Annotated in this window: 24 protein-coding genes; 8 read left to right on the forward strand and 16 right to left on the reverse strand. The window is 67.4% G+C overall.

From position 1 onward, the window contains the following. The first annotated feature begins 57 nt into the window (after window positions 1–57). Window positions 58–1488: a TrkH family potassium uptake protein gene (locus tag ACZ9BC_RS08140; RefSeq protein WP_476245484.1), complete on the forward strand. Its 1431-nt coding sequence runs from the start codon at window positions 58–60 to the stop codon at window positions 1486–1488. A gap of 40 nt (window positions 1489–1528) precedes the next feature. After that, on the forward strand, window positions 1529–2167 hold the full coding sequence (locus tag ACZ9BC_RS08145) for a potassium channel family protein (RefSeq protein ID WP_172801511.1): 639 nt from the start codon (window positions 1529–1531) through the stop codon (window positions 2165–2167). Window positions 2168–2228: 61 nt separating this feature from the next. Here ACZ9BC_RS08145 and proC read toward each other — a convergent pair whose 3' ends face one another. From proC to ACZ9BC_RS08170, 5 genes are all read right to left on the reverse strand, one after another. Continuing rightward, window positions 2229–3062, reverse strand: a complete 834-nt coding sequence (gene proC / locus ACZ9BC_RS08150; protein WP_476245485.1) for a pyrroline-5-carboxylate reductase — start codon at window positions 3060–3062, stop codon at window positions 2229–2231. Window positions 3063–3312: 250 nt separating this feature from the next. Further along, window positions 3313–4302, reverse strand: a complete 990-nt coding sequence (locus ACZ9BC_RS08155; protein WP_476245486.1) for a Ppx/GppA phosphatase family protein — start codon at window positions 4300–4302, stop codon at window positions 3313–3315. Window positions 4303–4382: 80 nt separating this feature from the next. Continuing rightward, window positions 4383–4835, reverse strand: a complete 453-nt coding sequence (locus ACZ9BC_RS08160) for an SseB family protein (protein ID WP_476245487.1) — start codon at window positions 4833–4835, stop codon at window positions 4383–4385. 94 nt (window positions 4836–4929) lie between these two features. After that, a complete protein-coding gene (gene topA, locus ACZ9BC_RS08165) occupies window positions 4930–7656 on the reverse strand; it encodes a type I DNA topoisomerase (protein ID WP_476245488.1) in 2727 nt (908 codons plus the stop codon). A gap of 123 nt (window positions 7657–7779) precedes the next feature. Next, window positions 7780–9444, reverse strand: coding sequence for a DUF7059 domain-containing protein (locus tag ACZ9BC_RS08170; RefSeq protein ID WP_476245489.1), 1665 nt, complete (start codon window positions 9442–9444; stop codon window positions 7780–7782). 84 nt (window positions 9445–9528) lie between these two features. Between ACZ9BC_RS08170 and ACZ9BC_RS08175 the strand changes: the two genes are divergently transcribed. Together ACZ9BC_RS08175 and ACZ9BC_RS08180 are read left to right on the forward strand one after the other, a co-directional pair. Then, the gene (locus tag ACZ9BC_RS08175) at window positions 9529–9987 is read left to right on the forward strand and encodes a hypothetical protein (protein WP_476245490.1); all 459 of its coding nucleotides are present in this window, start codon (window positions 9529–9531) and stop codon (window positions 9985–9987) included. A 50-nt stretch (window positions 9988–10037) separates the two neighbouring features. Further along, window positions 10038–10601: a hypothetical protein gene (locus ACZ9BC_RS08180; protein WP_476245491.1), complete on the forward strand. Its 564-nt coding sequence runs from the start codon at window positions 10038–10040 to the stop codon at window positions 10599–10601. A 29-nt stretch (window positions 10602–10630) separates the two neighbouring features. On the opposite strand, the gene trhO is transcribed toward ACZ9BC_RS08180, so the two are convergent. Further along, window positions 10631–11524 carry an oxygen-dependent tRNA uridine(34) hydroxylase TrhO gene (gene trhO / locus ACZ9BC_RS08185; protein ID WP_115524836.1) on the reverse strand — a complete coding sequence of 298 codons (894 nt, stop codon included), beginning with the start codon at window positions 11522–11524 and terminating at the stop codon, window positions 10631–10633. Window positions 11525–11640: 116 nt separating this feature from the next. Between trhO and ACZ9BC_RS08190 the strand changes: the two genes are divergently transcribed. After that, entirely contained in the window at window positions 11641–12333 is a 693-nt protein-coding gene (locus ACZ9BC_RS08190; protein WP_476245492.1) for a GNAT family N-acetyltransferase, read from the forward strand. Window positions 12334–12421: 88 nt separating this feature from the next. After that, the gene (locus tag ACZ9BC_RS08195) at window positions 12422–14809 is read left to right on the forward strand and encodes a DEAD/DEAH box helicase (RefSeq protein ID WP_476245493.1); all 2388 of its coding nucleotides are present in this window, start codon (window positions 12422–12424) and stop codon (window positions 14807–14809) included. A 114-nt stretch (window positions 14810–14923) separates the two neighbouring features. Here ACZ9BC_RS08195 and ACZ9BC_RS08200 read toward each other — a convergent pair whose 3' ends face one another. The 7 genes from ACZ9BC_RS08200 to ssd all read right to left on the reverse strand — a co-directional run bounded on the left by ACZ9BC_RS08200 (window position 14924) and on the right by ssd (window position 20370). Beyond that, window positions 14924–15283 (reverse strand): Rv3654c family TadE-like protein, encoded by a 360-nt coding sequence (locus ACZ9BC_RS08200; RefSeq protein WP_476245494.1) that lies wholly within the window; start codon window positions 15281–15283, stop codon window positions 14924–14926. A 101-nt stretch (window positions 15284–15384) separates the two neighbouring features. Further along, window positions 15385–15819 carry a TadE family type IV pilus minor pilin gene (locus ACZ9BC_RS08205; protein WP_476245495.1) on the reverse strand — a complete coding sequence of 145 codons (435 nt, stop codon included), beginning with the start codon at window positions 15817–15819 and terminating at the stop codon, window positions 15385–15387. A 74-nt stretch (window positions 15820–15893) separates the two neighbouring features. After that, window positions 15894–16244 carry a DUF4244 domain-containing protein gene (locus ACZ9BC_RS08210; RefSeq protein WP_476245496.1) on the reverse strand — a complete coding sequence of 117 codons (351 nt, stop codon included), beginning with the start codon at window positions 16242–16244 and terminating at the stop codon, window positions 15894–15896. A gap of 202 nt (window positions 16245–16446) precedes the next feature. Continuing rightward, a complete protein-coding gene (locus ACZ9BC_RS08215; protein ID WP_476245497.1) occupies window positions 16447–17058 on the reverse strand; it encodes a type II secretion system F family protein in 612 nt (203 codons plus the stop codon). Further along, window positions 17055–17897, reverse strand: coding sequence for a hypothetical protein (locus ACZ9BC_RS08220; RefSeq protein ID WP_476245498.1), 843 nt, complete (start codon window positions 17895–17897; stop codon window positions 17055–17057). Before ACZ9BC_RS08220 ends, ACZ9BC_RS08215 begins: the two co-directional genes overlap by 4 nt. After that, window positions 17894–19171 carry a TadA family conjugal transfer-associated ATPase gene (locus ACZ9BC_RS08225; RefSeq protein ID WP_476245499.1) on the reverse strand — a complete coding sequence of 426 codons (1278 nt, stop codon included), beginning with the start codon at window positions 19169–19171 and terminating at the stop codon, window positions 17894–17896. Before ACZ9BC_RS08225 ends, ACZ9BC_RS08220 begins: the two co-directional genes overlap by 4 nt. After that, on the reverse strand, window positions 19168–20370 hold the full coding sequence (ssd, locus tag ACZ9BC_RS08230; RefSeq protein WP_476245500.1) for a septum site-determining protein Ssd: 1203 nt from the start codon (window positions 20368–20370) through the stop codon (window positions 19168–19170). The genes ACZ9BC_RS08225 and ssd overlap by 4 nt, the downstream gene beginning before the upstream one ends. A gap of 130 nt (window positions 20371–20500) precedes the next feature. On the opposite strand from ssd, the gene ACZ9BC_RS08235 reads away from it, so the two are divergent. Beyond that, entirely contained in the window at window positions 20501–22219 is a 1719-nt protein-coding gene (locus tag ACZ9BC_RS08235) for a bifunctional 3'-5' exonuclease/DNA polymerase (protein ID WP_476245501.1), read from the forward strand. 149 nt (window positions 22220–22368) lie between these two features. Further along, entirely contained in the window at window positions 22369–22557 is a 189-nt protein-coding gene (locus tag ACZ9BC_RS08240; protein ID WP_476245502.1) for a YegP family protein, read from the forward strand. Window positions 22558–22648: 91 nt separating this feature from the next. Here ACZ9BC_RS08240 and ACZ9BC_RS08245 read toward each other — a convergent pair whose 3' ends face one another. The 3 genes from ACZ9BC_RS08245 to ACZ9BC_RS08255 form a co-directional block, all read right to left on the reverse strand. Then, the gene (locus ACZ9BC_RS08245; protein WP_476245503.1) at window positions 22649–23326 is read right to left on the reverse strand and encodes an NUDIX hydrolase; all 678 of its coding nucleotides are present in this window, start codon (window positions 23324–23326) and stop codon (window positions 22649–22651) included. Then, a complete protein-coding gene (gene nth, locus ACZ9BC_RS08250) occupies window positions 23323–24117 on the reverse strand; it encodes an endonuclease III (protein ID WP_476245970.1) in 795 nt (264 codons plus the stop codon). The genes ACZ9BC_RS08245 and nth overlap by 4 nt, the downstream gene beginning before the upstream one ends. 62 nt (window positions 24118–24179) lie before the next feature. Then, a complete protein-coding gene (locus ACZ9BC_RS08255; protein WP_476245504.1) occupies window positions 24180–25550 on the reverse strand; it encodes an energy-coupling factor transporter transmembrane component T family protein in 1371 nt (456 codons plus the stop codon). Window positions 25551–25718: the final 168 nt, after the last annotated feature.

Below are 25718 nucleotides of genomic sequence, written 5' to 3' on the forward strand. Positions count from 1 at the left end.
GCGGGCATTAGTGGTTTACTACTGAGGGAAGCAGATTCGACCGAGGAAAAGCCACACATGACGCAAAGCCAGTCGAGGCCCCGGAATTCGGCCAGCTGGCACCCCGCGCAGGAGCGGGAGGGCCTCTGGATCCTAACGCGGCTCCGCGACTTTATTGACGACATTGCCAACACCTCCCCCGCCCGGCTTGCCCTGAGCGCGTTCGCCGCCGTGTGCCTGGTGTTCACTTTCCTGCTGTCTTTGCCCGTTTCCTCTGCCACCGGCACCGCAACCCCACTGCACCAGGCAATGTTCACCGCAGTTTCCGCCGTGTGCGTTACGGGCCTCACGGTAGTGTCGACGGCGGTCCACTGGTCCTTCTTCGGCCAGCTGGTGATCCTGGTCGGCGTGTTCATCGGCGGCCTGGGCACGCTGACCCTGGCGTCGCTGCTGGCCCTGATGGTAAGCAAACGGCTTGGCGTCCGCGGCAAGATCATTGCAGCGGAGTCCATGAACAACGCAGGCCGCCTCGGTGAAGTGGGCACCCTGCTGCGGATCGTCATCACCACGTCCGTGGTCATCGAAGGGATCCTGGCGCTGGCCTTGATCCCACGGTTCCTCACCCTGGGCGAGCCGTTCTGGCAATCCGTGTGGCACGGGATCTTCTACGCCATCTCATCCTTCAACAACGCCGGTTTCACCCCACACTCGGACGGCATCGTCCCGTACGAGACTGACCTGTGGATCCTGGTCCCCCTCATGCTGGGCGTCTTCCTGGGCAGCCTTGGATTTCCCGTGGTGATGGTCCTGCAGCAGAACGGGTTGAACTGGAAAAAATGGAACCTGCACACAAAGCTCACCATCCAGGTCTCGTTTATCCTGCTGGCGGCCGGCACCTTCCTGTGGGGGCTGATGGAGTGGGAAAACACCCGGACCATTGGTTCCATGGATTTCGGCGACAAGATCACGCACTCGCTCTTCGCCTCCGTCATGACCCGGTCCGGCGGGTTCAACCTGGTGGACCAGAACCAGATGGAATCCACCACCATGCTCCTGACGGATGCACTGATGTTCGCCGGCGGCGGTTCAGCGTCGACGGCGGGCGGCATCAAAGTGACCACCATCGCCGTAATGTTCCTTGCCATCGTTGCCGAGGCACGGGGTGACGCCGACGTCAAGGTGTACGGCAGGACCATCCCGGAGGGCAGCATGCGGGTGGCCATTTCGGTCATCGTTGCCGGTGCCACCCTGGTGTCCGTCTCCGCGTTCCTCCTGCTGCACATCAGCGGCGCGTCCCTGGACCGCGTGCTGTTCGAGACCATTTCCGCGTTCGCCACGGTGGGGCTGAGCACCAACCTGAGCGCGGAGGTTCCGCCTGAGGGCGTCTACGTCCTGACAGCGCTCATGTTTGCGGGCCGTGTAGGCACCGTAACCCTCGCCGCCGCCCTGGCCCTGCGCCAGCGCAGCCAGCTCTACCACTATCCCGAAGAGAGGCCCATCATTGGCTAGTTCCCCAGACGCCCCCAGGCGCCCCGCCCATAATGCTCCGGTGCTGGTGATCGGGCTGGGCCGCTTCGGTTCATCCACCGCCGAGCAGCTGGTGAAGCAGGGCCGTGAAGTGCTCGCGATCGAACGGGACCGGACCCTGGTGCAGAAGTGGGCTCCCCTGCTGACCCACGTGGTGGAAGCCGACGCCACCAACATCGACGCACTCCGACAGCTTGGAGCTCAGGAGTTCAGCTCCGCCGTCGTGGGCGTGGGCACGTCGATCGAGTCTTCCGTGCTGATCACAGTCAACCTGGTGGACCTGGGCATTGAACACCTGTGGGTGAAGGCGATCACGCCCTCGCACGGCAAGATCCTCACCCGGATCGGTGCCAACCACGTGATTTACCCGGAAGCGGACGCCGGCGTACGCGCGGCGCACCTGGTGTCCGGGCGCATGCTCGACTTCATCGAGTTCGACGACGACTTCGCCATCGTCAAGATGTACCCGCCCCGTGAAACAGTTGGTTTCACGCTCGATGAATCCAAGGTCCGTTCCAAGTACGGCGTGACGATCGTGGGCGTGAAGTCACCGGGTGAGGACTTCACGTACGCGCGGCCGGAGACCAAGGTGTCCTCGCGGGACATGCTGATCGTGTCCGGCCACGTGGACCTGCTGGAGCGCTTCGCCGCCAGGCCGTAGTCCCCAACCGCACCCTAACCTCGCAAGCTCGGCCAGGGAACCCTGCGGCCGTGGGCCCAAATTAGCCGAGCTGCCTGGTGATTTCGGCTGCCCTGTCCGCTGCGGCCTTTGCGCCGGCAGCGATGATGGACGGGATGCCCTGCTCATCAAAGGTGGCGATGGCGCGTTCCGTGGTGCCGTTCGGGCTGGTGACCGCCTTGCGCAGCGCTGACGGGTCGGCACCGGGTTCGGCGAGCATGAGCCCTGCGCCGGCTACAGTTTCGCGGGCCAGGAGCAGGGACAGTTCATGGTCCAGGCCCAGCTCCACCCCCGCGGCGGCCATTGCTTCGGCGAGGTAGAACGCGTAGGCGGGTCCCGAGCCGCTGATGGCCGAGAGCGCGTCCACCTGTTCCTCGGGTACTTCAACGACCGTTCCCGCGCCCTGCAGGATGTCCTTGACCTGCTGGAGCTGTTCAGGGGTGCAGTTGGTGCCGGGCGACACGGACACCACGCCGCGGCCCAGTTTGGCCGGTGTGTTGGGCATGGTCCGGATGACCGGCTGCCCGGCGGGGAGCGCGGCTTCGAGCTGCGCGATCGACACCGCGGCGGCCACGCTGACCACCACGGTGTTCGGCGAGAGAGCGTTGCTGATTTCGCGGGCGAGGTCCGCGATGCCCACCGGCTTGACGCCAAGTATGACGACGGCGGACCCCTTGGTGGCCTGCCTGTTGTTGTCCGGTTCCTCCTCGCCAGCGATGGCGGTGATGCCGTGGTACCGCTCGGCCAGTTCGGCGGCACGCTCGGCGCGCCGGACCGTAGCCACGACGTCCGCGGGATCCGTGCCCGCTTCCAGCAGGCCGCCGAGAATGGCTTCGTTCATGGATCCACAGCCAAGGAATGCGATTCGGTTGCTCATGGCTCCATCATTGCAGTTAGCCCCGCCAGGCGCCGACTTCTTACGGAGTTGGCCTGAAGCATTCACAGCTGGCTCCCATGTTTACCGCAGGTCCCTCACAAGTTGCGCCCCTACTGTGGTTATTACCTCATTGAGGGTGCGAGTGATGCGGCAGGCATGGGGATGCCTGCCAGGGCACCGGCGGCTGGCAACAGGTTTTCCCCCATTTTCCTGTTGCCGGCCCCGGTGCTTCCGCTTTTAACGGCCAATCCTAGACGGGTGCCTCCACGGCCTGCGGGGCGGCGATATGCGGCGCGGGTTCAAGAGGCCCGGAGAAGACCAGCTGGTCAAGGCGGCGCAGGATGAGGCCTTCGCGCAGGGCCCAGGGACAGATGCGGAGCTTCTTGAATTTGAACAGCTCCAGGGCGGCCTCCGCCACCAGCGCGCCGGCCAGGAGCTGGTGTGCGCGCGCCTCGGAAACACCGGGCAGATGCAGCCGGTCTTCGGCTTTCATTGCCGAAATGCGCTGCGCCCAGATCCCAAGATCGGACGCGTGCAGTTCCCGCTTGACGTAGGGGCCGCCCGCGCTCGGTGCCGCCCCGGCGATCCGGGCCAGGGACCGGAAGGTCTTGGAGGTTCCGGCCACCAGGTTGGCCCTGCCCAAACCGTCAAACTCCCGGACCGCGGGCTTCAGGGTGGCCTGGATGTACCGCCGCAGTTCCTTCACGCTCTTGGCGGTGGGAGGATCCTCCGCGAGCCAGTCCCGGGTGAGCCGGCTGGCGCCCAGGGGCACCGACGTGGCCACCTCGGGGAGCTCGTCCTGGCCAAAGGCCATCTCGAAGGAACCGCCGCCGATGTCCAGGTTCAGGATGGGGCCGGCACCCCAGCCGTGCCAGCGGCGGACGGCGAAGAAGGTCATGGACGCTTCCTCACTGCCGGTCAGTTCCTGCAGCGTCACGGTGGTTTCATGCTTGACGCGGGCCAGGACCTCGGGACCGTTGGTGGCCTCGCGGATGGCCGACGTACAAAACGCCAGGAGGTCCTCTGCCTTGTGCCGGGCCGCGAACTCCCACGCTTCCAGCACGAATTCGGTGAGTTCGTGCTGGCCGGCATCGCTGATGCTGCCGTCAGGTTCCAGGTACTGGACCAGGGACAGGGGCCGCTTGTGCGACGCAAAAGGAACCGGGCGCGCACCAGGGTGGGCATCCACCAGCAGAAGATGGACAGTGTTGGACCCGATATCGAGGACGCCTAGCCGCATCCTGCCATTATTCACCGGCGCAGCCGGTGGATTCCAACCGCCACCCGGTCAAGGGGTGCAGCAGCTCAATTGTTGCGGCGTCAGTTCGTGGACGGGTCCGTCGGGGCATCGCCGGGGAGTTCGTCCGCGCGCTTGAAGTCACGCTTGATGTTGGCGACGCCCTCGGGGTTGATTTCGAAGCCGTAGGCAGCACCCGGGTTGATCACCATCCCCAGCTCCTCGCCGATGTTGGCGATGATCGCTGCGCCCTGGGTGCCGAGCACGTTGGGTGCCGCTTCCAGGTACTGCTGGTCCACCCGGCTGGGGTGGGAGAACACAGCAAGGACGGGGTCGCCGTCGGAGTTGGCCAGGACCAGGGGCTCCACCTGGGAGTCCTCGCCCTCGATGCCGTCCGAGCTGACGATGTACACCTCGCTGTTAAGGAAGGACAGGATGACGTCCACAGGACTCGCGTCAGGCTCTCCGCCCTTGGCGAGCTTCTCCTCGAGGTCGTTCAGCGGAGTCGGGTCGGCAATTCCGGGCTGTTCAGTCATGCCTCTACCCGATCACGTTCCGGTGCCCCGTGCAAACGCCGGTGGCTGAGCTGTTCGAAACATAGGTTTCGACAAGCTCAACCACCGGAACAGATTATTTCTTGGCCGTTGCCTTCTTTTTGGCCGGCGCCTTGCGGGTGGCGGTGCGCTTGACCGGGCCCTTGGCGCGCTTCTCGGCGAGGAGCTCCACGGCCTGTTCACGGGTGAGTTCCTCCAGCGAGGTGGCGCGCGGAACGGTGATGTTAGTGATCCCGTCGGTGATGTACGGGCCGAACCGGCCTTCCTTCACCACGATGTTCTTCTCGGACACCGGATCCGGTCCGAACTCGGCCAGCGGCGGAACGGCGGCACGGGCGCCGCGCTGCTTGGGCTGGGAGTAGATCTCGAGGGCCTGCTCCAGCGTGATGGTGAAGATCTCCTCCTCGGAGCCGATGGACCGCGAGTCCGTCCCCTTCTTCAGGTACGGGCCGAACCGGCCGTTCTGCACGGTGATGAGGTTGCCTTCTGCGTCCTCGCCCAGGACGCGCGGCAGGCTCATGAGCTGCAGCGCCTCGTCAAGGGTTACGGACTCGACGGTCATGGACTTGAAGAGCGAGCCGGTGCGCGGCTTGGCCTTGACCGGCTTCTTGGGCGGCTTGGACTTGCCGTTCTTGTAGTACTCCACCGGCTGGTTGGCGATCTGTTCCTCGGTCATCTCGGGGATGACCTCGGTGACGTAGGCGCCATAGCGGCCGTTCTTGGCAACTACGGTGTGGCCCGTGTGCGGGTCGCTGCCCAGCACCCGCTCCTCGGGGGCCGCCGTCTCCATCAGCTCGATGGCTTTGGCAGCCGTCAGTTCATCCGGTGCCAGGTCCTCCGGCACATTGGCGCGCGCCGACTCCACGATTTCCCCGGTCTTGGGGTCGACGGTGGCAGCGGAACTTTCCAGGTACGGGCCAAACTTGCCAACCCGGAGCGTGATCTCGTCCGTGATGGGGATGGAGTTGATTTCCCGGGCGTCGATCTCGCCCAGGTTGTTGACGATGCTGAGCAGGCCCGGATCGGAGTCTTCCCCGAAGTAGAAGTGCCGAAGCCAGGAGGCGCCAACGGCCTGGCCGTTGGCGATCTTGTCCAGGTCGCCTTCCATGTCCGCGGTGAACTCATAGTCCACGTAGTCGCTGAAGTGCTGCTCCAGCAGGCGGATGACCGAGAACGCGATCCAGCTGGGGACCAGGGCTGAGCCCTGCTTCCGGACGTAGCCGCGGTCCTGGATGGTGGAGATGGTGGAGGCGTAGGTGGACGGGCGTCCGATGCCCTTCTTTTCCAGCTCGGCCGTCAGCGACGCTTCGGTGTAGCGCGGCGGCGGGGAGGTTTCGTGGCCCACGGCGATGATGTCCGAGGCGTTGAGGGCATCGCCCTTGGCAACGTTGGGAAGGCGCCGGGCTTCGTCGGAGTCCTCGTCGCCGCGGGTTTCGTCCTTGCCTTCCTCATAAGCCGCGAGGAAGCCGGGGAACGTGATCACGGTGCCGGACGCGGAGAACTCGGCGTCCCGCCCGTCCGAAGCCACCGCACCCAGGCGGATGGTCGCCGTCGAGCCCTTGGCATCGCCCATCTGGGACGCAACGGTCCGCTTCCAGATCAGTTCGTACAGCCGGAACTCGTCGCCGGAGAGCTGCTTGGCCACCTGGGCAGGCGTACGGAAGGAGTCACCGGCGGGACGGATTGCCTCGTGGGCTTCCTGTGCGTTGGCCGACTTGTTGGCATACACGCGCGGGGACTGCGGAACGTACTCGGGGCCGTACAGTTCGGCAGCCTGCCGGCGGGCAGCGGTCACGGCTTCGTCGCTCAGCGCGGACGAGTCGGTACGCATATAGGTGATGTAGCCGTTTTCGTACAGGCGCTGGGCAACCTGCATGGTGCTCTTAGAGGAGAACCGCAGTTTGCGGCCCGCTTCCTGCTGCAGCGTGGAGGTGGTGAATGGCGCGGCCGGGCGGCGGGTGTACGGCTTGGTGTCCACGGAACGGACAGTGAACGAAGCGTCCTGCAGCCCTGCTGCCAGCGACGTGGCCAGCTCCTCGTTAAGGTGCGCCACGTTCTTGGAGGTGAGGACGCCGTCGTCGTTGAAGTCGCGGCCGGTGGCCACCTTTGCGCCGTCAACAGCGGCGAGCTTGGCTTTGAAGGAGCCGGAATCCGCGCCGAACTGGCCGGTGAGGTCCCAGTAGGAGGCCGCCTTGAAGGCCATGCGTTCGCGTTCCCGGTCCACCACCATGCGGGTGACCACGGACTGCACACGGCCGGCAGACAGTCCGCGAGCCACCTTGCGCCACAGGACGGGGGAAATTTCGTAGCCGTACAGGCGGTCCAGAACGCGCCGGGTTTCCTGGGCGTCCACCAGCGCCGAATCGACGTCGCGCAGGTTGCCCATGGCACGCTGGATGGCTTCCTTGGTGATTTCGCCGAACGTCATCCGGTACACCGGGACCTTGGGCTTGAGCACTTCCAGCAGGTGCCACGCGATGGCTTCGCCCTCGCGGTCCCCATCGGTTGCGAGGTAGAGTTCGTCGGCGTCTTTGAGCGCCGCCTTGAGCTCGGTCACCTTTTTCTTCTTGTCCGCGGACACCACGTAGTACGGCTTGAAGTCGTGATCGATGTCGACGGCGAACTTGCCCACCGAGGTTTTCTTCAGCTCTGCGGGGAGCTCGGACGGCTGCGGCAGGTCGCGGATGTGACCAATGGAGGCCTCAACGATGAAGCCCTCGCCGAGGTACTTGGCGATGGTCTTGCTCTTGGCCGGAGACTCCACAATCACGAGTTTCTTGCCGGTTTTGGCCTTGCTTGGCACGGTGCTCCTACAGAAAAAGGTTGCTGGGGCAGATGAGCCCATATTGGCCTAGTTCACCATATTTTGGAGAATTGTGCGCATTCCTGTGGAAAACCGGGGGCTATAGGCAGGTGCCGGGGACGCCTAATCGGCAGCAGGAATAAGGAAGCCGTCGCGGACCAGGTTTTCCACGTCGGCGAGCAGCGCACTCCGGAAGGTACCGGCGTCAAAACCGCCGTCCGGGCCATCTTCGACGGTACCCATACTGCCGCCCAGCAGGGCCTCCAGCGCACCGGCGATCTGCCCGGCGGACAGGTCGCCGTCGCACGCCGACACAAAGCCGGCCAGTTCCGTACTGAGCAGGTTGGTGCGGCGCAGCCCTGCCCCTTGGCGGAGCAGGATGACGCCCGGGTGCTCGGCGCCCGGCCGCTGGTGCCGCTCCTCGGTGACGTCGTCCGCCACCAGCAGGTGCGCGTCCTCGATATTGTTGGCCGCCAGCCAGTCGCTGCGTTCGACGGCGGCGCCCAGATAGGGACCGATGGGCTGCTCGATGGGATAGGTGATTTCCTCAAAGCGGCTGACCGCGACGTGTCCGCCAGTAACTGGACGCCGCAGCCAGACCATCCCGAAGCCGATCCCCTCCACCTGCCGGGATTCAAAGTCCGCGAGGTAGGCCTCATAGGCTTCCCGGTAGTGCTGCCGGTCCCGGCCTTCCGACGCGTCCTGGAGCCACGTCTCGGCGTACTGTTCCGGGCTGACCTGTTCCCGCTGAATGAACCAGGCGTCCACGTCCGGACCGGCCCAGCTTTGCGGCCGTTCCTGCCACTCGGCGCCGGCCGGTACTTCCCAGTTGCCCAGAAGCTGGGCTGTTCCGGCAGGGGCGAGGACCGACGGCAGTGCCCTGACCAGCGAGGAGACGATCTCGTCGCCCGGCAGGCCACCGTCCCGGTAGGTGAACTGCTCCGCGGCCTCCTCCCCCGGACGCCGCGGGGTGATGACGAAGGGCGGGTTGGACACCACCAGGCCGAATTCCTCGCCGGCCACCGGATTCAGCAGCGATCCGAGCCGGAGACTCACCCGGTCCTCCAGCCGCGCCGGGTCAACAGAGAGGGCCTCGGCGTTGAGCAGGATATTGAAACGCGTGAAGGCCAGGGCCCGCTCGGAAATGTCCGTTGCCGTCACGTGCTCGCAGTGGTGGAGGAGGTGGAACGACTGGATCCCGCAGCCCGTACCGAGGTCCAGCGCCCGCTCCGTGTGCCGCCTGATGGTGGTCTGCACAAGTGTGGTGGACGCCTGGCCGATGCCCAGGACGTGGTCATGCCGCAGCACGCCCGGCTGCTGGTGGGCAGCAAGGTCACTGGCCACCCACAGTTCGGCCCCGCCGCTGCCGTCCTCGTTCGCATCCCAGCCGTAGGGCCGCAGGTCCGCCTTGGCGGCCAGCCGCCCCGAGCCGGGAACGGGCTGCAGCAGCCCCAGCTCCAGCAGGCCCCCGGCGCGGATGCCCGGCAAGGCGGCGTCGAGCGTTTCCCGTTCCTGGGGTTCGGCCAAGAGCCACAGACGGACGACGGCGGCAAGCGCCGCTGCGCCCTCGTCCTGCCGGACGGCGCGCTCGGCAGCGAGCAGGGCAGGGATGGTCTGGTCCCGGTTCAACGCCGCCGACGCGGAAGGCCCGAGCAGCCGGGCGACTCCGTCGAGCGTGTAGCCAAGCCGGCGCAGGTCAACGGCGAGCGCCGTGAGCAATTCGGGAAGGTCGCTGCGCGGGGCGTCGGGGGTGTTGCCGGCGGTGAACTCGTATGGGGATCTAGGCACCGGACAAGTTTAGTCCGGGCAGGATGCGCCGCCCGGGGCTGCGAGCGGTGCAGCCGTGCCACGGCCAGCCGGTAGCGTGGAGGCATGCCTTCCCGACTTTCCTTCCTTCCGCGCGCCCGCCGCGGAACTGCTGTGCTGAAATTCGGCGCCCTGGCAGCCGCAGCCCTTGCCTTGGCCGCCTGCGCACCCCTGGTGTCCATCGAGAACGCGGACGTTCCGCAGTGGCGGGCCACCGCGCTGCCAACGGCTTCGGGCACGGTCCTGGCGGACGCCGGCAAGATCCTCAACCGGGACCGCATCATCGAGGAAGCGGCCAACGTTCCCGCGGGCCGCTACACGTTGACGGCCACCTGCGAAGGCGGCGGCAAGGCCTTTTTTGCTGTATCGCTGAACGGCGCCCAGCTGGCGGACCACGGCGCCGCCTGCAACGGCAGCAGGGAAACAACCCGGATCACTCTGCCCGAGGCAGGCACCCTGAACATCAGCACCTCCAGCGTGGACGCTCCGCTGATCTACGCCTACCACCTGGTGCCTGCCGAATAGCCAGCTGTGGAGCTATGGCCCGCCGGCGCCGGCAGGCATAAAGTCGGATTATGCCCAGCGTGCGGAAAACCTCCGCGCCCCGTCCCGTACGGACAGCACGGGCGCCGCTGGCACGGAAGCCGGCGGCCGCCGTCGTCCTCGGCCTTGTGCTGGCAGCGGGGACGCTGGCCGGCTGCGAATATACGTACGACGACGGCCGGGACTGGTCTGCCCCGGCGGAAGCGACGGCCGCCCCGGGGCCGGTCTTCACCCGTGACCCGCTGCGCCGGGATCCGGTGACCGAAGCCGAGCTGGAAGGGTGGATTTCAGAGACCCTGCCCGACACCCCGCAGACGGTGGTCCACGCGGGCGCCGGGCTGCTGGGCGCCGGGGAAGCCCGAACCGAAGCCACGCCGGTCCTCGGAACCGGCACCTATGCACTGGCCCTTGCCTGCCGGAGCCAGCGGCGGGTGACGTTTACCGTCCGCAGTGATGCGCTCACGCTGGTGGATCTTGGCCTCAGGTGCGGCGTCAACCGCGAAAACGTCATTTACCTCTCCACGGAGACGGCCCTGACCATCACCGTTGAGGCCCGAACCGGAGCCAACTTTGCCTACCGTGTTCGGCGCCTGTGATTGCACGCGGGAGGCAGCTCCAGGGGTGTTCAGGCGGCACAGCCCTCGGGACACCGCAGCGTTTCCGGACTGGCGGCGCACTCGGCGCAGTAGAGCGTGAGGGTGCGGCAGCTGGGGTTTGAGCAATTTTCGAACTTGCTGGTGGGCGCTGAGCAGCGGGTGCATTCGCCGATGGTCTTGGCGTCTTCGCTGAACTCGAGGTGCATGCGTTTGTCGAAGACGTAGAGGGAGCCTTCCCAGAGGCCCTGGTCCTTGAAGGTCTCGCCGTACCGGACAATGCCGCCGTCCAGCTGGTAGACCTCTTTAAAGCCGCGGTTCACCATGAGGCTCGAGAGCACCTCGCAGCGGATCCCGCCCGTGCAGTACGTAACCACGGGCTTGTCCTTGAGTTCGTCGTATTTGCCGGACTCAAGCTCCTTGATGAAGTCATGGGTGGTGGCAACGTCCGGGACCACCGCGTCCTTGAACCGGCCGATCTGGGCTTCGAACGCGTTCCGCCCGTCGAAGAAGACCACCTCTTCCCCGCTCTGTTTCTTCGCGTCCACCAGCTCGTGCAGCTCTTCCGGCTTCAGGTGCTTGCCGCCGCCCACAACACCGTTGGCGTCCACCGTGAGCTCACCGGGAGCTCCGAAGGAGACGATCTCGTCGCGCACCTTGACGCTGAGCCTGGGGAAGTCGTCTGCGCCGCCGTCGGACCATTTAACGTCGATGCCGTGGAAGCCCTTGTACTCCCGGGTGGTCTTGACGTACTGCTTCACGGCACCAATTTCACCGCCGACGGTGGCGTTGATGCCGTCCTTGGAGATGATGATGCGGCCGGTGAGGCCCAGCTTTTCGCAGAGGGCACGCTGCCAGAGACGCACCGCGTCCGGGTCCGCGATGGGGGTAAAGCCGTAAAAAAGGACAATTCGGTTCAAAGCCACGTATTTAAGGGTACCGGCTGGGGTTCCTGGACCGGATCGGCGCCTCCTGCATCACGATTGCATAAGCACTCCGCCGCCCACTGTTGCTGGCGATCGGGCTGGATTAGTGTTCAGTCATGAGCCCGGAAACCATGATTGAAGACATCACAGGCCTTCTTGAAGTGTGGGTGGCCGGCTGGGCCGGCTGCCGCGGATACCAGACGTCCACCGAGGGCCGCTTCCCCGCTGCGCTCCGTGCCGACACCAGCGGGGAATGGGAATTTTTCGCCTCCGACCCAACCCCGGAAGAGTTCGCGGCCTTGGCGGCCAAGACCGCCGAGGTCCCCGCCCGGGTGCTGACCATCCTCACCAACGACGTCGAGCGCTACGCGGAACTGGCCCGCCAGCACGGGCTGAACGTCACCTCTGACTCGCAAACCATGATGATCGTGGACATGGAAACGCAGGACGCCGAGGACCCGTGGCTTTCTGACGATGACCTGAAGCTGTACCTGTCCGAGCACAACCACGTCCACTATGCGGAGGTGCGCTCCGGCGATACTGTTGCCGCAAGCGGCCGGGTGTTCGTGGTGGGCGATACCGCCGTGTTCGACAAGATCATCACCGAGCCGGGATTCCAGCGCCGCGGACTGGGCAGTTTCATCATGCGGGCCCTGGCTGCGCAGGCCTTCGAGCATGACGTGGAGACCGGGTTGCTGCTGGCATCCATTGACGGCCAGAAGCTGTATTCCCATTTGGGCTGGAGCACGGTCTCGCGGGTCCTGATGCTGTCGGCCTCCCACGACGGCTCCGACCTTTCCCTGAGCTGACCCTCCTTCTTCGGCAGATCCAGCCGGACCGGTTACCCCTTGGGCGAACCGGGCCGGCTGGCTCCATGACGGGTGAAACAATGTTGGGGTGAACCCCCATGACTCCCTGATTCCCCTGCTGGGCCGCGGCCCGGATCCGGAACAGCTCCGTCATGTCCGCACCATCCCGGCCCGCGCCGCCCTGTACGAGCCGTGGCCTGGCTGGCTGCACCCTGATGTGGCCGCGGCGTACGGCTCCCTGGGCATCCAGGAGCCGTACCGGCATCAGGTGGAAGCGGCGAACATCGCCCACGGCGGGGAACACGTGGTGGTGGCCACGGGAACGGCGTCCGGAAAGTCGCTGGCCTACCAGCTGCCTGCGCTGGATGCGATCCACCGCTCGGAACTGCGTGTCCTGGCCGACCCCGGCAAGATCCACGACGACGGTGCGGTCACCCTTTATCTCTCCCCCACCAAGGCGCTGGCCGCCGACCAGCTGAACGCTATCCGGGCACTGAAACTGCCCACGGTGAGGGCGGAAACGTACGACGGCGACACGGACCCTGCCTCCCGGCGCTGGATCCGGGACCACGCCAACTTCATCCTGGCCAACCCCGACATGCTGCACTTCGGCATCCTCCCCAACCACGCCTGGTGGGCCGGGTTCTTCCGCCGCCTCCGCTATGTGATCGTGGACGAAGCCCACAGCTACCGCGGGGTGTTCGGCTCCCACGTGGCCAACCTCATGCGGCGGCTGCGGCGCATCTGTGCCTACTACGGAGCCGGTTCGTCCTTCCCCGAACCGGTGTTTATTGCCGCGTCAGCCACCGCCTCCGACCCTGATGCCTCGTTCTCCAGGCTGATCGGCGCACCGGTCAGGGCGGTCTCCCGGGACTGTTCGCCGCACGGTGCCACCACCGTGGCGTTCTGGGAACCTGCCCTCACCGAGGTCCGGGGTGAGAACGGTGCCAAGGAACGGCGCACGGCGGTGGCCGAAACAGCTGACCTGCTGGCCAACCTGGTGTCCGCCCAGGTCCGCACGATTGCCTTCATCAAATCGCGCCGCGGGGCCGAAACCATCTCCTCCATCACCAAGCGCCTGCTGGACGAGGTGGACCCGAGCCTGCCGCAGCGGGTGGCCGCCTACCGATCCGGTTACCTCCCGGAGGAGCGCCGTGCGGTAGAGAAAGCCCTGCGGTCCGGCCGGCTCCTGGGAGTCTCCAGCACCTCCGCGCTGGAGCTGGGAATCGACATCTCGGGACTGGATGCCGTCCTGGTGGCGGGGTGGCCCGGAACCCGGGCTTCCCTTTTCCAGCAGATCGGGCGGGCCGGCAGGGCCGGGCAGGAGGCCATCGCCGCGTTCGTTGCCAGTGACGACCCCCTGGACACGTTCCTGGTAAACCATCCGGAGGCGATCTTCGACGTGTCCGTTGAGGCCACCGTTTTCGACCCTTCCAACCCCTACGTGCTGGGTCCGCACCTGTGCGCCGCCGCGGCGGAACTACCGCTGGGCCCGGGCGAGCTGGACCTGTTCGGCGGGACGGCGGAAGGGCTCCTGGACAAGCTGGTGGCACAGGGCTACCTTCGACGGCGGCCTGCCGGGTGGTTCTGGACGCATTCCCAGAGCGCCGCTGCCATGGTCAACCTGCGGGCCGACGGCGGCGGTCCGGTCAGCATTGTCGACGCGGACACGGGTTCCCTCCTCGGCACCATGGATTCGCCGCAGACCCACTATCAGGCGCACAACGGCGCGGTGTACATCCACCAGGGCGACAGCTACGTGGTGGAGGACCTGAACGAGGACGACCACTGCGTGGTGGTGCGCCGGGCCAACCCCGACTACTACACCACCGCGCGGGACGTTACCCAGATCGAGGTCCTGGAAACCCAGCGCACCATGCAGTGGGGCGACATCACAGTCCACTTCGGCGACGTGAAGGTGACCACCCAGGTAGTCTCGTTCCAGCGCAAGGCACTGATCTCCAACGAAATCCTGGGTGAGGAACCATTGGAGCTCGGTGCCCGGGAACTGTTCACCAAGGCGGTGTGGTTCGTGGTGGACAACCGGTCCCTGACGGCAGCCGGGCTTATTGAAGCCCAGTTCCCCGGTGCCCTGCACGCGGCTGAACACGCAGCGATCGGGCTCCTCCCGCTGGTGGCGTCCAGCGACCGGTGGGACATCGGCGGTGTCTCGACCGCCCTGCACGCCGACACCGGAGTACCCACCATCTTTGTGTACGACGGGCACCCCGGCGGCGCCGGTTTTGCTGAACGGGGCTTCGACAAGGCGAAGGTGTGGCTGGCCGCCACCCGGGATGCCATCAAGGCCTGTGAGTGCGAATCCGGCTGTCCGTCCTGCGTGCAGTCCCCCAAATGCGGGAACAAGAACAATCCGCTGGACAAGGACGCTGCCGTGACCCTCCTGGACGTCCTGTTGAGGGACGCGACCGAAAAGACCGCAGCCACCGAACCAAGCGCCGGCATCCGGCCGGCATAGGACGGCACATCCAGGACAGGCACATTCAGGACGGCGTGTACGCCGAGGACAGTGTGTATCTCCAGGGCGGGGCTACATCCAGGGTGGGGAATCCGGCCAGGACCTGATGTCCGGCTAGGGCGGCGGTCCGGCCCGGGCATGGCCGCTTGCCGGGCCCAGCATGGACCGCTCCCTCAGCTCTGTCCTGACCTCGAGGATCTGTCCTGGGCCTTCCGCGCAGCTGAGGACGGCCGCCGAGTGCCGGGCAGCCACCTCAGCTGCCACCGTGCAGGGTTCACCGTCGGTGATGCCCCGCAGCGCATCAGCTCCGGCAAGGGCGGCGAGGTCGGCGGCCGAGGCTGCCCGGCTGGCCAGCACGGCGGACTGGGCCAGGAGCAGCATCATGGCCATCACCATCATGACCACCAGTGCCAGGCCCGCGGCCAGGACAGTTCCGGAACCCCTTTCACGGGAATCCTCCTCCAACCCGGCCAACGACTCGTGCGCCCCGCACCTTAGGGCAACCCTCCTCGGCGTCGTCTTCCTCCGGGCCGTCCTCGAACCCGGCAAGGGAACACAGGCCAGGCATCCACCGGTCACGTCCGATCCTTTCCATCAGCGGCCACGCCAACCTCGAGCACGTCGACCTCAAGCACGGCGGCCGGGCGCGCTGTGGCGGTCTCGCTCCGGGTGGAAGCGCGGGCGGTGAGGGTCCACGGAATCGAGGAACCCAGGGGCCCACCCACCCGGTCGGTGACCGTGATGCTGAACCAGCCGCCGTCTGCCGCGATCGAGGCCGATGCGGTGCCACCGGCCAAGGTCCGGACTGTCCTTTGGACAGCGGCAGGATCCTCACCCCTGGCGAGGGCGCGGGCGCCGGCCCGTGCCCCCTCCTCAATCCGCAGCTGGGTGACGCCTGCAGCAGCACCCGCCAGGAGCATGGCGAGCAGAGCAACGACGGCGGGCAGGACGACAGCAAACTCGGCGGTTACCGCGCCGCGCGAATCATTAGCGTTCCTTCCGCCGGGCATCCCAACTGTGGGGATTCCCCGGCTTCCGCGGCCCATGACGAGCTTTCGGCCCCTCAACGGCTCGCCTGCACTGGTCACGGCAGCGCCAGGGCTGTACGGATCAGTGTCAGCAGGAAGCCGCGGACCTCGTCACTTCGGAGGATAAAGACCAGGAGCCCGGCAAGGCCCACGGCCGCGAGCGTGGCGATTGCGTATTCCGCTGTAGCCATGCCGGCCTCGGAGCCCATCAGGCGCACGGCGCGGCGGCTGTTCGGTACCAGGCTTGCGCCCGGATAGAGTTCCACGACGTTGGCCGGCAAGGTGCCCTCCGTCCGGCCGGGCCCCGTGGTGCGGTTACGGCTGCCGCCATGTCCCCTGCGAGCAGGCATGGAAGCGGCGGGAACGGCAGATCCGGCAAAGTAGCGGCGGTGGTGGTTCATGGACATGGGGTGTTTCCTTTCCTGGGGCCGGTGGTGTTGCCGGCTGTACCGACTCTTCCGGGCCCCGCCTGGCGCGGTAAGGCTCCTGCTGCGCTAAGTGGATAAGCCCGGCCGCTGCGCTGGTGTGGAGGACAAGACCGGACGGCGGCCAGGGGTGGGCGGGGCCGCTGCTTAGAGCGGGAAGAAAGTGCAGGAGCCGGAATTCAGCTCAGGAGCCGGAAGGAACCAGTGCCAGCAGCACGGGAACCACGCCCAGGCAGATGAAGGCCGGAAGCGAGCACAGGCCAAGCGGAACCACCAGCTTCACCCCCAGTGAGGCCGCGCGCTTCTCCGCGGCCCGGAACCGTTCGCGGCGGAGCCGGGCGGCTTGGGCGTACAGGATGGCCGACGATGGCGCGCCGGTCAGAGCAGCAAACCCCAGGGCATCGCGCAGTTCAAGGATCTCGGGAAGGCGGACGGCAGAGCTGCGCCAGGCGGTGTCCCAGTCGGCGCCGATGGCCAGGGCTGAGACAACAGGCCGGAGCGAATCGCGGTACCGGGCCGAAGCCGAGGCAGCCACCAGTTCAAGGCTGCGCCCGATGCTGGAACCTGCATCAAGCATCGCGGCGACCAGTTCGAGCATCATGGCGGTGTCCTTCAGACCGGGCCCTCCCCGGTTCCGCGTGGCCCCGGCCGCCTGTTCCACACGCCCAGCCCCGTCCCCGGCCAGAGGCAGGCTGCGCAGGCGCTTCCTTGCCGCCCCGGGTCCGGCACAAACGAGGCAGGCAGCTGCGGCGAGCACCGGGAAGACGGCCAAGGCCAGTGCGTAGTTCCCAGTCATGGCACCCCAGCGCCGGCGGCCGCCGCCACGAGCCGCGCCGACCAGACCCTTCCGGCCACGGTGAGCGCGACCCCGGCTGCCAGTGCTGCCAGCCCGAGGGGTGTGCCGAGCAGGATGGCGAGCGGATCCACCCCCAGGGCTGCTCCGAGTCCCAGCCCCATGAGCGGAAGCCAGGTCAGGAGGCTGACTGTGGCCTTGGGGCCCGCGAGCGCGGTCTGCCGTGCGGCGTCGGCGTCGTCCTCTACTTCAAGCTGGGCCGCGAACCGGGTGAGCACGTCCGCAAGGGGACATCCGCTCGCTTCAGCGATGTCCAGGCAGGCAGCCAGCTCCGACCAGATCCGGGTTTCCCGGTCACCGCCGACGGGCGGAGCGGGCAGGGTCCGCCGGATCGCTTCCGATACCGGAGTGCCGGCAGCCGCGGCCGCGCGGGCAGAGCCAAGCACGGCGACTGACCCGGGTGACAACCCGCCGGACGGGTGGTGCCGCACGGATGCTGAGAGGCGGGGCGCCGTGGATGCGGGCGGCAGATGCGATGGATGTGCATGCTGGCCGGCAGCCCCGTACACCACCCACAGTTCGTCCCACAGCCGGGCAGGGGTCCGGCCGCCTTTAAGCAGCGCCGCGAGTTGCTGTACCACGAGGGTCATGGGCGACCCCCGCATCGTTCTCCCTTTCCTGGCTGCAGGCCCGGCCCGCGAAAAGATCCGCTTTCCCATGAGAGCGGATCCGGGAGCCGGGCCCTGGCCTGCGGCACGCCGCAGCCGGCCCGGAGCTCCGTACGGCGGCTTGAGCAACAGCACCGCAGCGAGGCACAGGGCCGCGGCCAGGAGGAGAATCACGCGAGACTCTCCGGGTCCAGTCCCAGCCGTGCTGCGAGCGCGGGCCACGCCGGACCAACACCGGGAGCGGCAACCCTAGGCCCGGGAATCCCTGCCGGCCCGGCAACGCCCGCAGCCGTTCCCAGCGCCGGGACGACTGCAAGCCCGTCTGGACCATCGCCGATAAGGCCCAGGCAGGATACCTCCCGGCCCCGGCGTGTCCGTTCTACGTGGATGACCACGTCGAGGGCGCTGGATGCCTGGAGCCGCATGGCGTCGGGACCCAGCCCGGCCAGGGCGCCCAGGGCTGTCAGCCGGGCCGGAACAGCGGTGGCAGTGTTGGCGTGGATTGTTCCGCCCCCGCCACTGTGTCCGGTGTTCATGGCAGTCAGAAGCTCCCGGACCTCCGCGCCGCGGCATTCACCCACCACCAGCCGGTCCGGGCGCATGCGCAGGGCCTGCCTGACCAGTTCGCCGAGGTCCACCTCGCCGCCACCTTCCAGGTTCCCGTGGCGGGATTCCAGGGACACCACATGCGGATGGACGGGGTTCAGCTCGGACGCGTCCTCGATCAGGACCAGGCGCTCCTCCGGGGAGCACAAGCCCAGCAGGGTGGAGAGCAAGGTGGTCTTCCCGGATCCGGTGGCGCCGCTGATCAGGAAACTCAGCCTGTGCTCGACCACCCTCTCCAGGACAGCCTGCAGCTGCGGGCCGAACATTCCGGCCGTGCCGAGTTCGTCCATGGTGAACACCCGTTCCCGCCGGATCCTGACGCTGAGCAGGGTCCCCGCCGTGGAGACCGGCGGCAGAACGGCGTGGACGCGGTAGCCTCCTGCCAGCCGCACGTCGACGCAGGGTGAGCCGTCGTCCAGCCGGCGCCCGCCCGCCGCGACCAGCCTGCAGGCCAGTGCCCGCAGCTGGGTTTCACTGTCGAAGACCACTGGCGTCCGCTCGATGCCGCGGCCCCTGTCCACCCAGACGGAATCAGGAGCGTTGACGAAAATGTCCGTGGTGGCAGGGTCCCGCGTGAGTTCCTGCAGCGGCCCCAGCCCGTTGAGTTCGGCGCTGATCCGTTCGGCTGCAGCGAGGGAACCGGCGGTGCCCAAAAGCTTGCCGGTGGCCTGCACCGCGGCAGCCACCCGCGATGGCGTCACCGCCCCGGCCTCCGCCATCATGGACTCGCGAACCGATTCCAGAAGGCCGGCGTCCACGGCGCGCCTGCTGCGGAAATCCTGCTCGCGGCCGTCCCGCCTGCGGCCGCCCAAACCCGTTTCCAGTCCGGGCTGCTGTTTCATGCCGGACCTCCCACCGGCATATCGTCGCCGAGCAGGTCAAGGACCGACGCGGCAAAGTGGCGGACGCCCCGCCGTTTGCCGAGGTCCAGGAGCCGCCCGGATTCCGTGGCTGCGGCCACTCCCCGCAGTTCGGGCACGCGCCCCTGGACAGGCAGGCCAATCGCGTCGGAGAGCAGTGAGCCGTCCAGCGCTGCGCCGGGTTTCCCGCGGACCAGGAGGGCAGCCTCAACCGGCGGAAACTCCTGCAGCAGCCGCACGGCCGCCACGGCTGCCTTCAGCTGCGCGGGAACCACGAGCAGGATACGGTCGCAGTCCCAGGCAAAGGCCTGCAGCGGTTCTGTCCTGCGCCCGATGTCCACCACCACCAGTTCATAGCCCCGCCGGGCTGCGTCGAGTACTCCCACAGTGGTGGCAGCGGCCACCGGAGGCGGCTGGTCCCTGCTGGCAGGCCATGACAGGAACGAGAAACCCCCGGCTACGGGCAGGGAATCCGACAGCTGTGCCGGGTCGATGCTGCCCCTCGCCTCGGCGAGATCGGGCCAGCGCAACCCCGGGTTTTCCTCCGCAGCGATGGCGAGTTCCAGGCCGCCGCCCCAGGGATCGCCGTCAACGAGCAGCACACGGACTCCCAGGCCTGCCGCTGCCTGCGCTATCCAAACGGCAGCAGTGGTTGCGCCGGCACCCCCGCACCCGCCGGTCACGCCGAGGACCAGCCCTCCCGGGCCGGGCGATTTGGACCGGCTGAGGTGGTCAGCCAACCACGCCGCCGCGTCCGGCAGGACGGCAACCCGTTCTGCTCCCAGGGCTGCGGCGAGGTGCCACAGGCTGTCGCCTTCACCGTCGAGGCCTACCAGGACCGCGGGTGCCCGGCGCCGGGGCGGCAGTTCCCGGATATCGCTCCCTACCAGAACTGCGCCGGCCGCGTCCCAGTACCTGCTGGCTCCGGCAGCGTCAGCCGCGACCCGCAGATGCGCTCCAGCGGCGGCAACAATCCGCTCCACCTCAGCCCGGAGAAATGCCGACGACGTCACCAGGAGCACGTCATCGGACCCCTCCGGCAGCCATGAATCGGCCCTGTCCCCTGCACCTGCCTCACCGGGCCCTAATATTCCCGGCTGTCCCGCCCCGGAAGGCCGCAGCTTTCCGCCGCCGGAACTGCCCTGCTCGGTGTGGGAAGGGGTCAACTGGTGCCTGCTCATGGGGCCACTCTTCACTGCCGGCCGAAGCCACGTAAGGGATCACGGCCGCTATGTGGAAAAGCCCGGCGGGGCAGCCAGTCGGAAGCCACGCCGTCAGCGGGGCCCCCGGAAAACACGGCACAATTGGATCATGTACCTGCTGCTCGCCGCCCACCCCGACGGCGTGGCCCTGCAGGAGTTGACGCAGGCCGGACTCCCCCAGCCAGCCAACCCCGAACCCCGCCTTGTAGACCGAAGCGGCCTGGCCGCCGTCGTCCGCGATCTGGAAACGAGGCGGCCCGGCGGGCAGGCGCCCCGCTGGATCTGGCACCGCACCCGGGACTGGTACCCGGACCTGCTCGCGGCCGGCGTGGAGCTGGAGCGGTGCTACGACATCAGCCTCTGTGGGAACATCCTGGCCTTTTCGCAGTTCACTGCCCATACCGAATACGCGCGCAACGCCGTCACGATGCCAGTGGATGATCCGCTGGTCCCGCCAAAGGCGCTCCTGCCGCCCCGTCCGCCGGCTGAGCAGGGCGCCCTGTTCGACGAACCCGACACCGGCCCCGCCCCCCGGTACACCCCGGACGAACTCCGGTCCGAATACGCCGCCCAGCAGGATGCCCTGGCGGCGGTGGACACCGGGGAGAACAGGCGCAACCGGCTGCAGCTGCTGCTGGCCGCTGAATCCGCCGGCGCCATGATCGCCGCGGAAATGCAGCACGCCGGCGTCCCATGGAGGGAGGATCTGCACGAGAAGATCCTCGTTGAGTACCTGGGGCCACGCCCACCTGCGGGCCAGCGGCCGGCCCGGCTGGAGGCGCTGAACTCGGAGCTCCGGGAGCTGCTGAACTCGCCCACGCTGAACCCCGATTCCCCGCAGGACCTGATGCGCGCCCTGCACCGCAACGGAATCGAGGTGAACAGCACCCGGAAGTGGGAGTTGAAGGAATCGAACCACCCGGCCATCGGGCCGCTGCTGGAGTACAAGAAGCTGTCCCGGCTGCACACCGCCAACGGCTGGGCGTGGCTTGACGCGTGGGTTGCCGGCGGCAGGTTCCGGCCCGAATACGTGGTGGGCGGGGTGGTGTCCGGCCGCTGGGCATCCCGCGGGGGCGGCGCCCTGCAGATCCCCCGCCAGGTCCGCGGTGCCGTGCACGCCGATCCGGGCCACAAGCTGATCGTCGCGGACGCCTCCCAGCTGGAGCCGCGCGTGCTGGTTGCATTGGCCAGGGACTCCATCATGGCTGAGGCTGCCCGGAACCAGGACCTGTACGCAGGCATCGCCGCCAAGGGTTTCGGCGGTGACCGGGCGAAGGCGAAGGTGGCCCTGCTGGGCGCCATGTACGGCGCCACCTCGGGCGAATCCGGCCGCCTGATGCCCCAGTTGGCAAGGACCTATCCGCGTGCGGTGGACTTCGTGGAGCGCGCGGCGCGCGCCGGCGAATCAGGCGGCACCGTGACCACGCGGCTGGGCCGCAGCAGCCCGCCGCCGTCGGAGCGATGGTTCCAGAGCCAGCGCTCCACCACCGCGGAGGAGCAGCGCCGCGCGGAGTCCATTGCCCGGTCCCGGGGCCGCTTCACGCGGAACTTCGTGGTCCAGGGATCGGCCGCAGACTGGGCGGCGTGCTGGCTTGCCGAATTACGACGGCGGCTGCGCAGTCTCCGCACGGAAGGCAGCGTGGGTGCCGAACTGGTTTTCTTCCTCCACGACGAGGTGATGGTTCACGCGCCCGCAGAGAAAGTGGACGCCTGCATCAAGGCCATCGAAGACGCGGCCAGCGCAGCCAAGGAATTGCTGTTCGGCCCCATCCCGGTTGAGTTTCCCATCAGCGTGGCCGTGGTTGATTCCTACGACCACGCAAAGTAACTGGCTGCACGGCCCTCAGTTAAGGAAAAGTAACCTACCCGGCAGTAGCTCGACGGGCAGCGTGACGGACGTTACAGTTCATACCGGCGACTGAGGCAGATCGGCGCCAAAGATGATGCAAAGACGCATACCCAGGGGAGGTCCGACATATGGCGGGCAGGTTTGAAATTCATCGAGTAGGAGACGAGTCGTACCGGCTGCGGCTCACAGACGCTGAAGGCAACATTGTTGCCGTTTCACCCAACTTCAAGTCGCTGAACACACTGGTCGACGGCATCAAGGCGATGCGGGAGAACGCAGCAACAGGCGTAGTGGTGGACCTGCGGCAGCAGGCCTAAGCCTTGAGTTTTACGGGCGCCCGGCACCAAAACGGGCGCCCGCACCAGACCGGGCAGCCGCGCTCAAAGGCGCGCGTGGCTCCCTTACTCTTTACACCCCCATCGGATGCAGGCGGTTCCGGTCCCACGGAACGGACCAGCCAAGCTGGTCGAAAAGCCCGCTCAGGACAATCCCGGTAAACCCCCATACCACCACGCCGTTGACGGTGAAGGCGGGGCTGTCGAAGATTCGGCCGGCCCGGTGGACGGTAGCCATCACGCGGTTGTCCGGGTCCAGCAGGTCCCGGACGGGAATCCTGAAAACCTGCGCGGATTCCGCATAGTCCACCACCCGCACAGGTGACGGGGACCGCCACCAGCCCAGCACCGGGGTCACCAGGAAATTGCTGTGCGCCAGGCCGAGTTGCTGGAGCGTTCCCAGGACTTCGACCCCGCGTGAGTCAAGCCCGGTTTCCTCTACTGCTTCCCGGAGCGCTGCCTCCACGGCAGTTTCGTTGGCATCGATGCTGCCGCCGGGAAACGCCACCTGCCCCGGGTGTGATCCCAAAGTGTGGGCCCGTTCCAGGAGCAGCACATCGAGGTCGGCGGGCGCCAGCGGCTTGCCGGAGGCAGCGGGAACATCGTCCAGCGCGCCGAAGAGCATCAGGACGGCGGCCCTGCGCGCCCGCTCCTCGTCCACCGTCAGGGCAGCCCACCGGGGATCAGGGGCGGCGGCTGACCCGGATTCGGCCCGGCGGGCCAGTTCCAGCAGGTCTTCGCGGGCGCTCACAGGGCCCGCTTCCGGGAGGCCATCCGGATTTCGGCGGCACGGTGGGTTTCAGCCCGCAGCTCCGCCAACAGCCCCTCACTGCCGGGTGCGAGCTCGTACTTGAGGAGTTTGGCCGCCTTCACCGGATCCGTTTCGCCCATGCCGTAACTGGGGCACCAGTTGGCCACCGGGCACGCCCCGCACGCCGGTTTCCGGGAGTGGCAGACCCTCCGGCCGTGGAACACCACGCGGTGCGAAAGCATGGTCCAGTCCTTCGGCTCGAAGAGTTCGGCCACGTCAGACTCGATCTGCACGGGGTCTTCCGATTGCGTCCAGCCGAACCTGCGGGCCAGCCGTCCGAAATGGGTGTCCACCGTGATGCCGGGGATGCCGAACGCGTTCCCGAGCACCACGTTGGCGGTCTTGCGCCCAACCCCCGGAAGGGTGACAAGGTCCTCGAGCCGGCCGGGCACCACGCCGTTGAACTCGTCCACCAGCCGGGTGGCCAGTGCAATGAGGTTCCGGGACTTGGCCCGGAAGAAGCCGGTGGGCTTGATGATCTCTTCCAGCCGGGAGGGATCGGCCTCGGCCATGGCCCGCGCATCCGGGTAGTTCTGAAAGAGCAGCGGCGTGATCTGGTTGACCGTCACATCCGTGGTCTGGGCCGAGAGCACGGTAGCCACCAGCAGCTCGAAAGGGTTGGTGAAATCCAGCTCCGCGTGCGCGTACGGGTACTTTTCGGCCAAAGCCCTGTTGATGCGCCGCGCCCGCCGCTTCAGGGCGAGCACCGACTCGGAGGAAACCACCGGCATGCCGGCGGCCTGGCCGGCAGCCTTCCCTCCGCCGGCCTTGGCCCGGGGCGCGGCCATGGGCGTTAGCCGCGCTCGATGTTGCTGAGGTCCCGCAGGACGCCCAGCCGCCCGTCGGTGTGCTGGACCAGGAACTCGTGGCCGCGGTCCTCAAGGGCAAGGACCCACCCGCCCGGTTCAATGACGAAGGCCGGGGCCCCGGTGCGGGGGTCATAGGCGGTACGGTGCTGGGCGACAGCGAACCAGAACGCCTCATGGATGGGCAGTTCGTCCGATGCGTCGTGCCGGCTGGCAGGGTCCACGGTGGCCCCAATGGGTTCCTCGGAGCGGACCTGCTGGTGGACGGCAGTTGCCGCCGGCGGTTCCCACGTGCTCCTCGCCGCGGAGGCAGCCGGCTGCGCGCCGCCGTCGTGATGGGACGTCGCGGACGAACCGCCCGCCCCCGCACCTACGTGCACATCCCCGAACTGCGTCTCTTCTGCGGCAGGCGCGGAGGCGGGACGGACGACGTCGGCTGCCTGGGTTGGCGGACCGGCGTCAACCTCGGGCGCCCGGTCGGACACTTCGGGGGCGGTGGATACAGGACCACCGGCGGCGGGCCCGCCGGCCGCAGCGACGCCGGTGGATGGGACGTTGGCGGATGGGACGGCGGCTGTAGCAGGTGAATGCGGCGCGGCTGCCGTGGGGACGGCCGCAGTGGCCGGCGCGTGGTGGGAGGGTCCGGGCTGGACCGCCGAGGATCCGGCGCCGGCACCGCCGAACAGCTTTCCGCCGGCAGCGCCCAGCAGCTTCCCGCCGCCGGGCTTGGATGCGGACTCGGGCTTGGGCTGCTTGGGTGCACGGGGCTTCTGGACCGGCGCGGCCGCCTCACGGGCCACCACATGCGCCGGCACTTCCGTGCGGTCCTTGAAGTCACCCGAAAGATACGGCAGGAAGCGGCCCAGGACCGTTGCAGCGAACAGGATCAGGGAGCCGATCAGGCCCGCCAGCAGGCTGGGCACGTACGCGCCTGCCACGGACAGGAAGAAGAAAGCGACGGCGAAGCAGGCCACTACCGACGCGAACTGGTCGATGGAGAGGGAGCCGATACGGATTTTGGTGGCGGGGGCCAGCCTGCGCGCGGCGAAAAGGGCGCTGACGATGAGGGGAAGGATGATGCCCAATCCCAGGAAGAAAAGGTTGTTCAGGTTCCACAGGTTGTAGCGGCCGCCGAAGATGGGCAGCAGCGAAGCGATGAACAGGATGAGGGTGGCGGCAAACACGGCCAGGTCCCGCACAGTGAACGGACCGAGCACTGCCTGGTTGGCGTCCTTGGCAAGGCCTGCCGGCTTCCCTGCGAACGTGGCCTGCTCGCCTGCCCCGGTGGCGGTTCCGGCGGCGCCGGAACCTGCCGCGGTATCGGGGCCGGTCTTCTGGCCAAAGCTTTGCTGGTTCATTCTGTTCTCCTTAGCGTGGCGGCACCGGGGCCGGCATGGCCCCGATATCGTGCCGTCGTAACACCGGTTCCGCCGCGGCCACGCGCAGTTGCGCCTGCCCGCAGCGGTCCGAAGTGAAGTCACAATTCCATTTCAGCCTAGTCAACAGCCGGGCTGATCACTAGCTGA

Source organism: Pseudarthrobacter sp. TE3704, assembly GCF_056279405.1.

Excerpts from the sequence above, each read along its gene's own strand:
- ACZ9BC_RS08225 (WP_476245499.1), bottom strand. The coding sequence starts at position 19,171 with ATGAAACAGCAGCCCGGACTGGAAACGGGTTTGGGCGGCCGCAGGCGG.
- ssd (WP_476245500.1), bottom strand. The coding sequence starts at position 20,370 with ATGAGCAGGCACCAGTTGACCCCTTCCCACACCGAGCAGGGCAGTTCC.
- ACZ9BC_RS08180 (WP_476245491.1), top strand. The coding sequence starts at position 10,038 with ATGCCCAGCGTGCGGAAAACCTCCGCGCCCCGTCCCGTACGGACAGCA.
- ACZ9BC_RS08205 (WP_476245495.1), bottom strand. The coding sequence starts at position 15,819 with ATGCCCGGCGGAAGGAACGCTAATGATTCGCGCGGCGCGGTAACCGCC.
- ACZ9BC_RS08155 (WP_476245486.1), bottom strand. The coding sequence starts at position 4,302 with ATGCGGCTAGGCGTCCTCGATATCGGGTCCAACACTGTCCATCTTCTG.
- proC (WP_476245485.1), bottom strand. The coding sequence starts at position 3,062 with ATGAGCAACCGAATCGCATTCCTTGGCTGTGGATCCATGAACGAAGCC.
- ACZ9BC_RS08255 (WP_476245504.1), bottom strand. The coding sequence starts at position 25,550 with ATGAACCAGCAAAGCTTTGGCCAGAAGACCGGCCCCGATACCGCGGCA.
- ACZ9BC_RS08235 (WP_476245501.1), top strand. The coding sequence starts at position 20,501 with ATGTACCTGCTGCTCGCCGCCCACCCCGACGGCGTGGCCCTGCAGGAG.
- ACZ9BC_RS08190 (WP_476245492.1), top strand. The coding sequence starts at position 11,641 with ATGAGCCCGGAAACCATGATTGAAGACATCACAGGCCTTCTTGAAGTG.
- ACZ9BC_RS08240 (WP_476245502.1), top strand. The coding sequence starts at position 22,369 with ATGGCGGGCAGGTTTGAAATTCATCGAGTAGGAGACGAGTCGTACCGG.
- ACZ9BC_RS08215 (WP_476245497.1), bottom strand. The coding sequence starts at position 17,058 with ATGACTGGGAACTACGCACTGGCCTTGGCCGTCTTCCCGGTGCTCGCC.
- ACZ9BC_RS08140 (WP_476245484.1), top strand. The coding sequence starts at position 58 with ATGACGCAAAGCCAGTCGAGGCCCCGGAATTCGGCCAGCTGGCACCCC.
- nth (WP_476245970.1), bottom strand. The coding sequence starts at position 24,117 with ATGCCGGTGGTTTCCTCCGAGTCGGTGCTCGCCCTGAAGCGGCGGGCG.
- ACZ9BC_RS08160 (WP_476245487.1), bottom strand. The coding sequence starts at position 4,835 with ATGACTGAACAGCCCGGAATTGCCGACCCGACTCCGCTGAACGACCTC.
- ACZ9BC_RS08210 (WP_476245496.1), bottom strand. The coding sequence starts at position 16,244 with ATGTCCATGAACCACCACCGCCGCTACTTTGCCGGATCTGCCGTTCCC.
- ACZ9BC_RS08175 (WP_476245490.1), top strand. The coding sequence starts at position 9,529 with ATGCCTTCCCGACTTTCCTTCCTTCCGCGCGCCCGCCGCGGAACTGCT.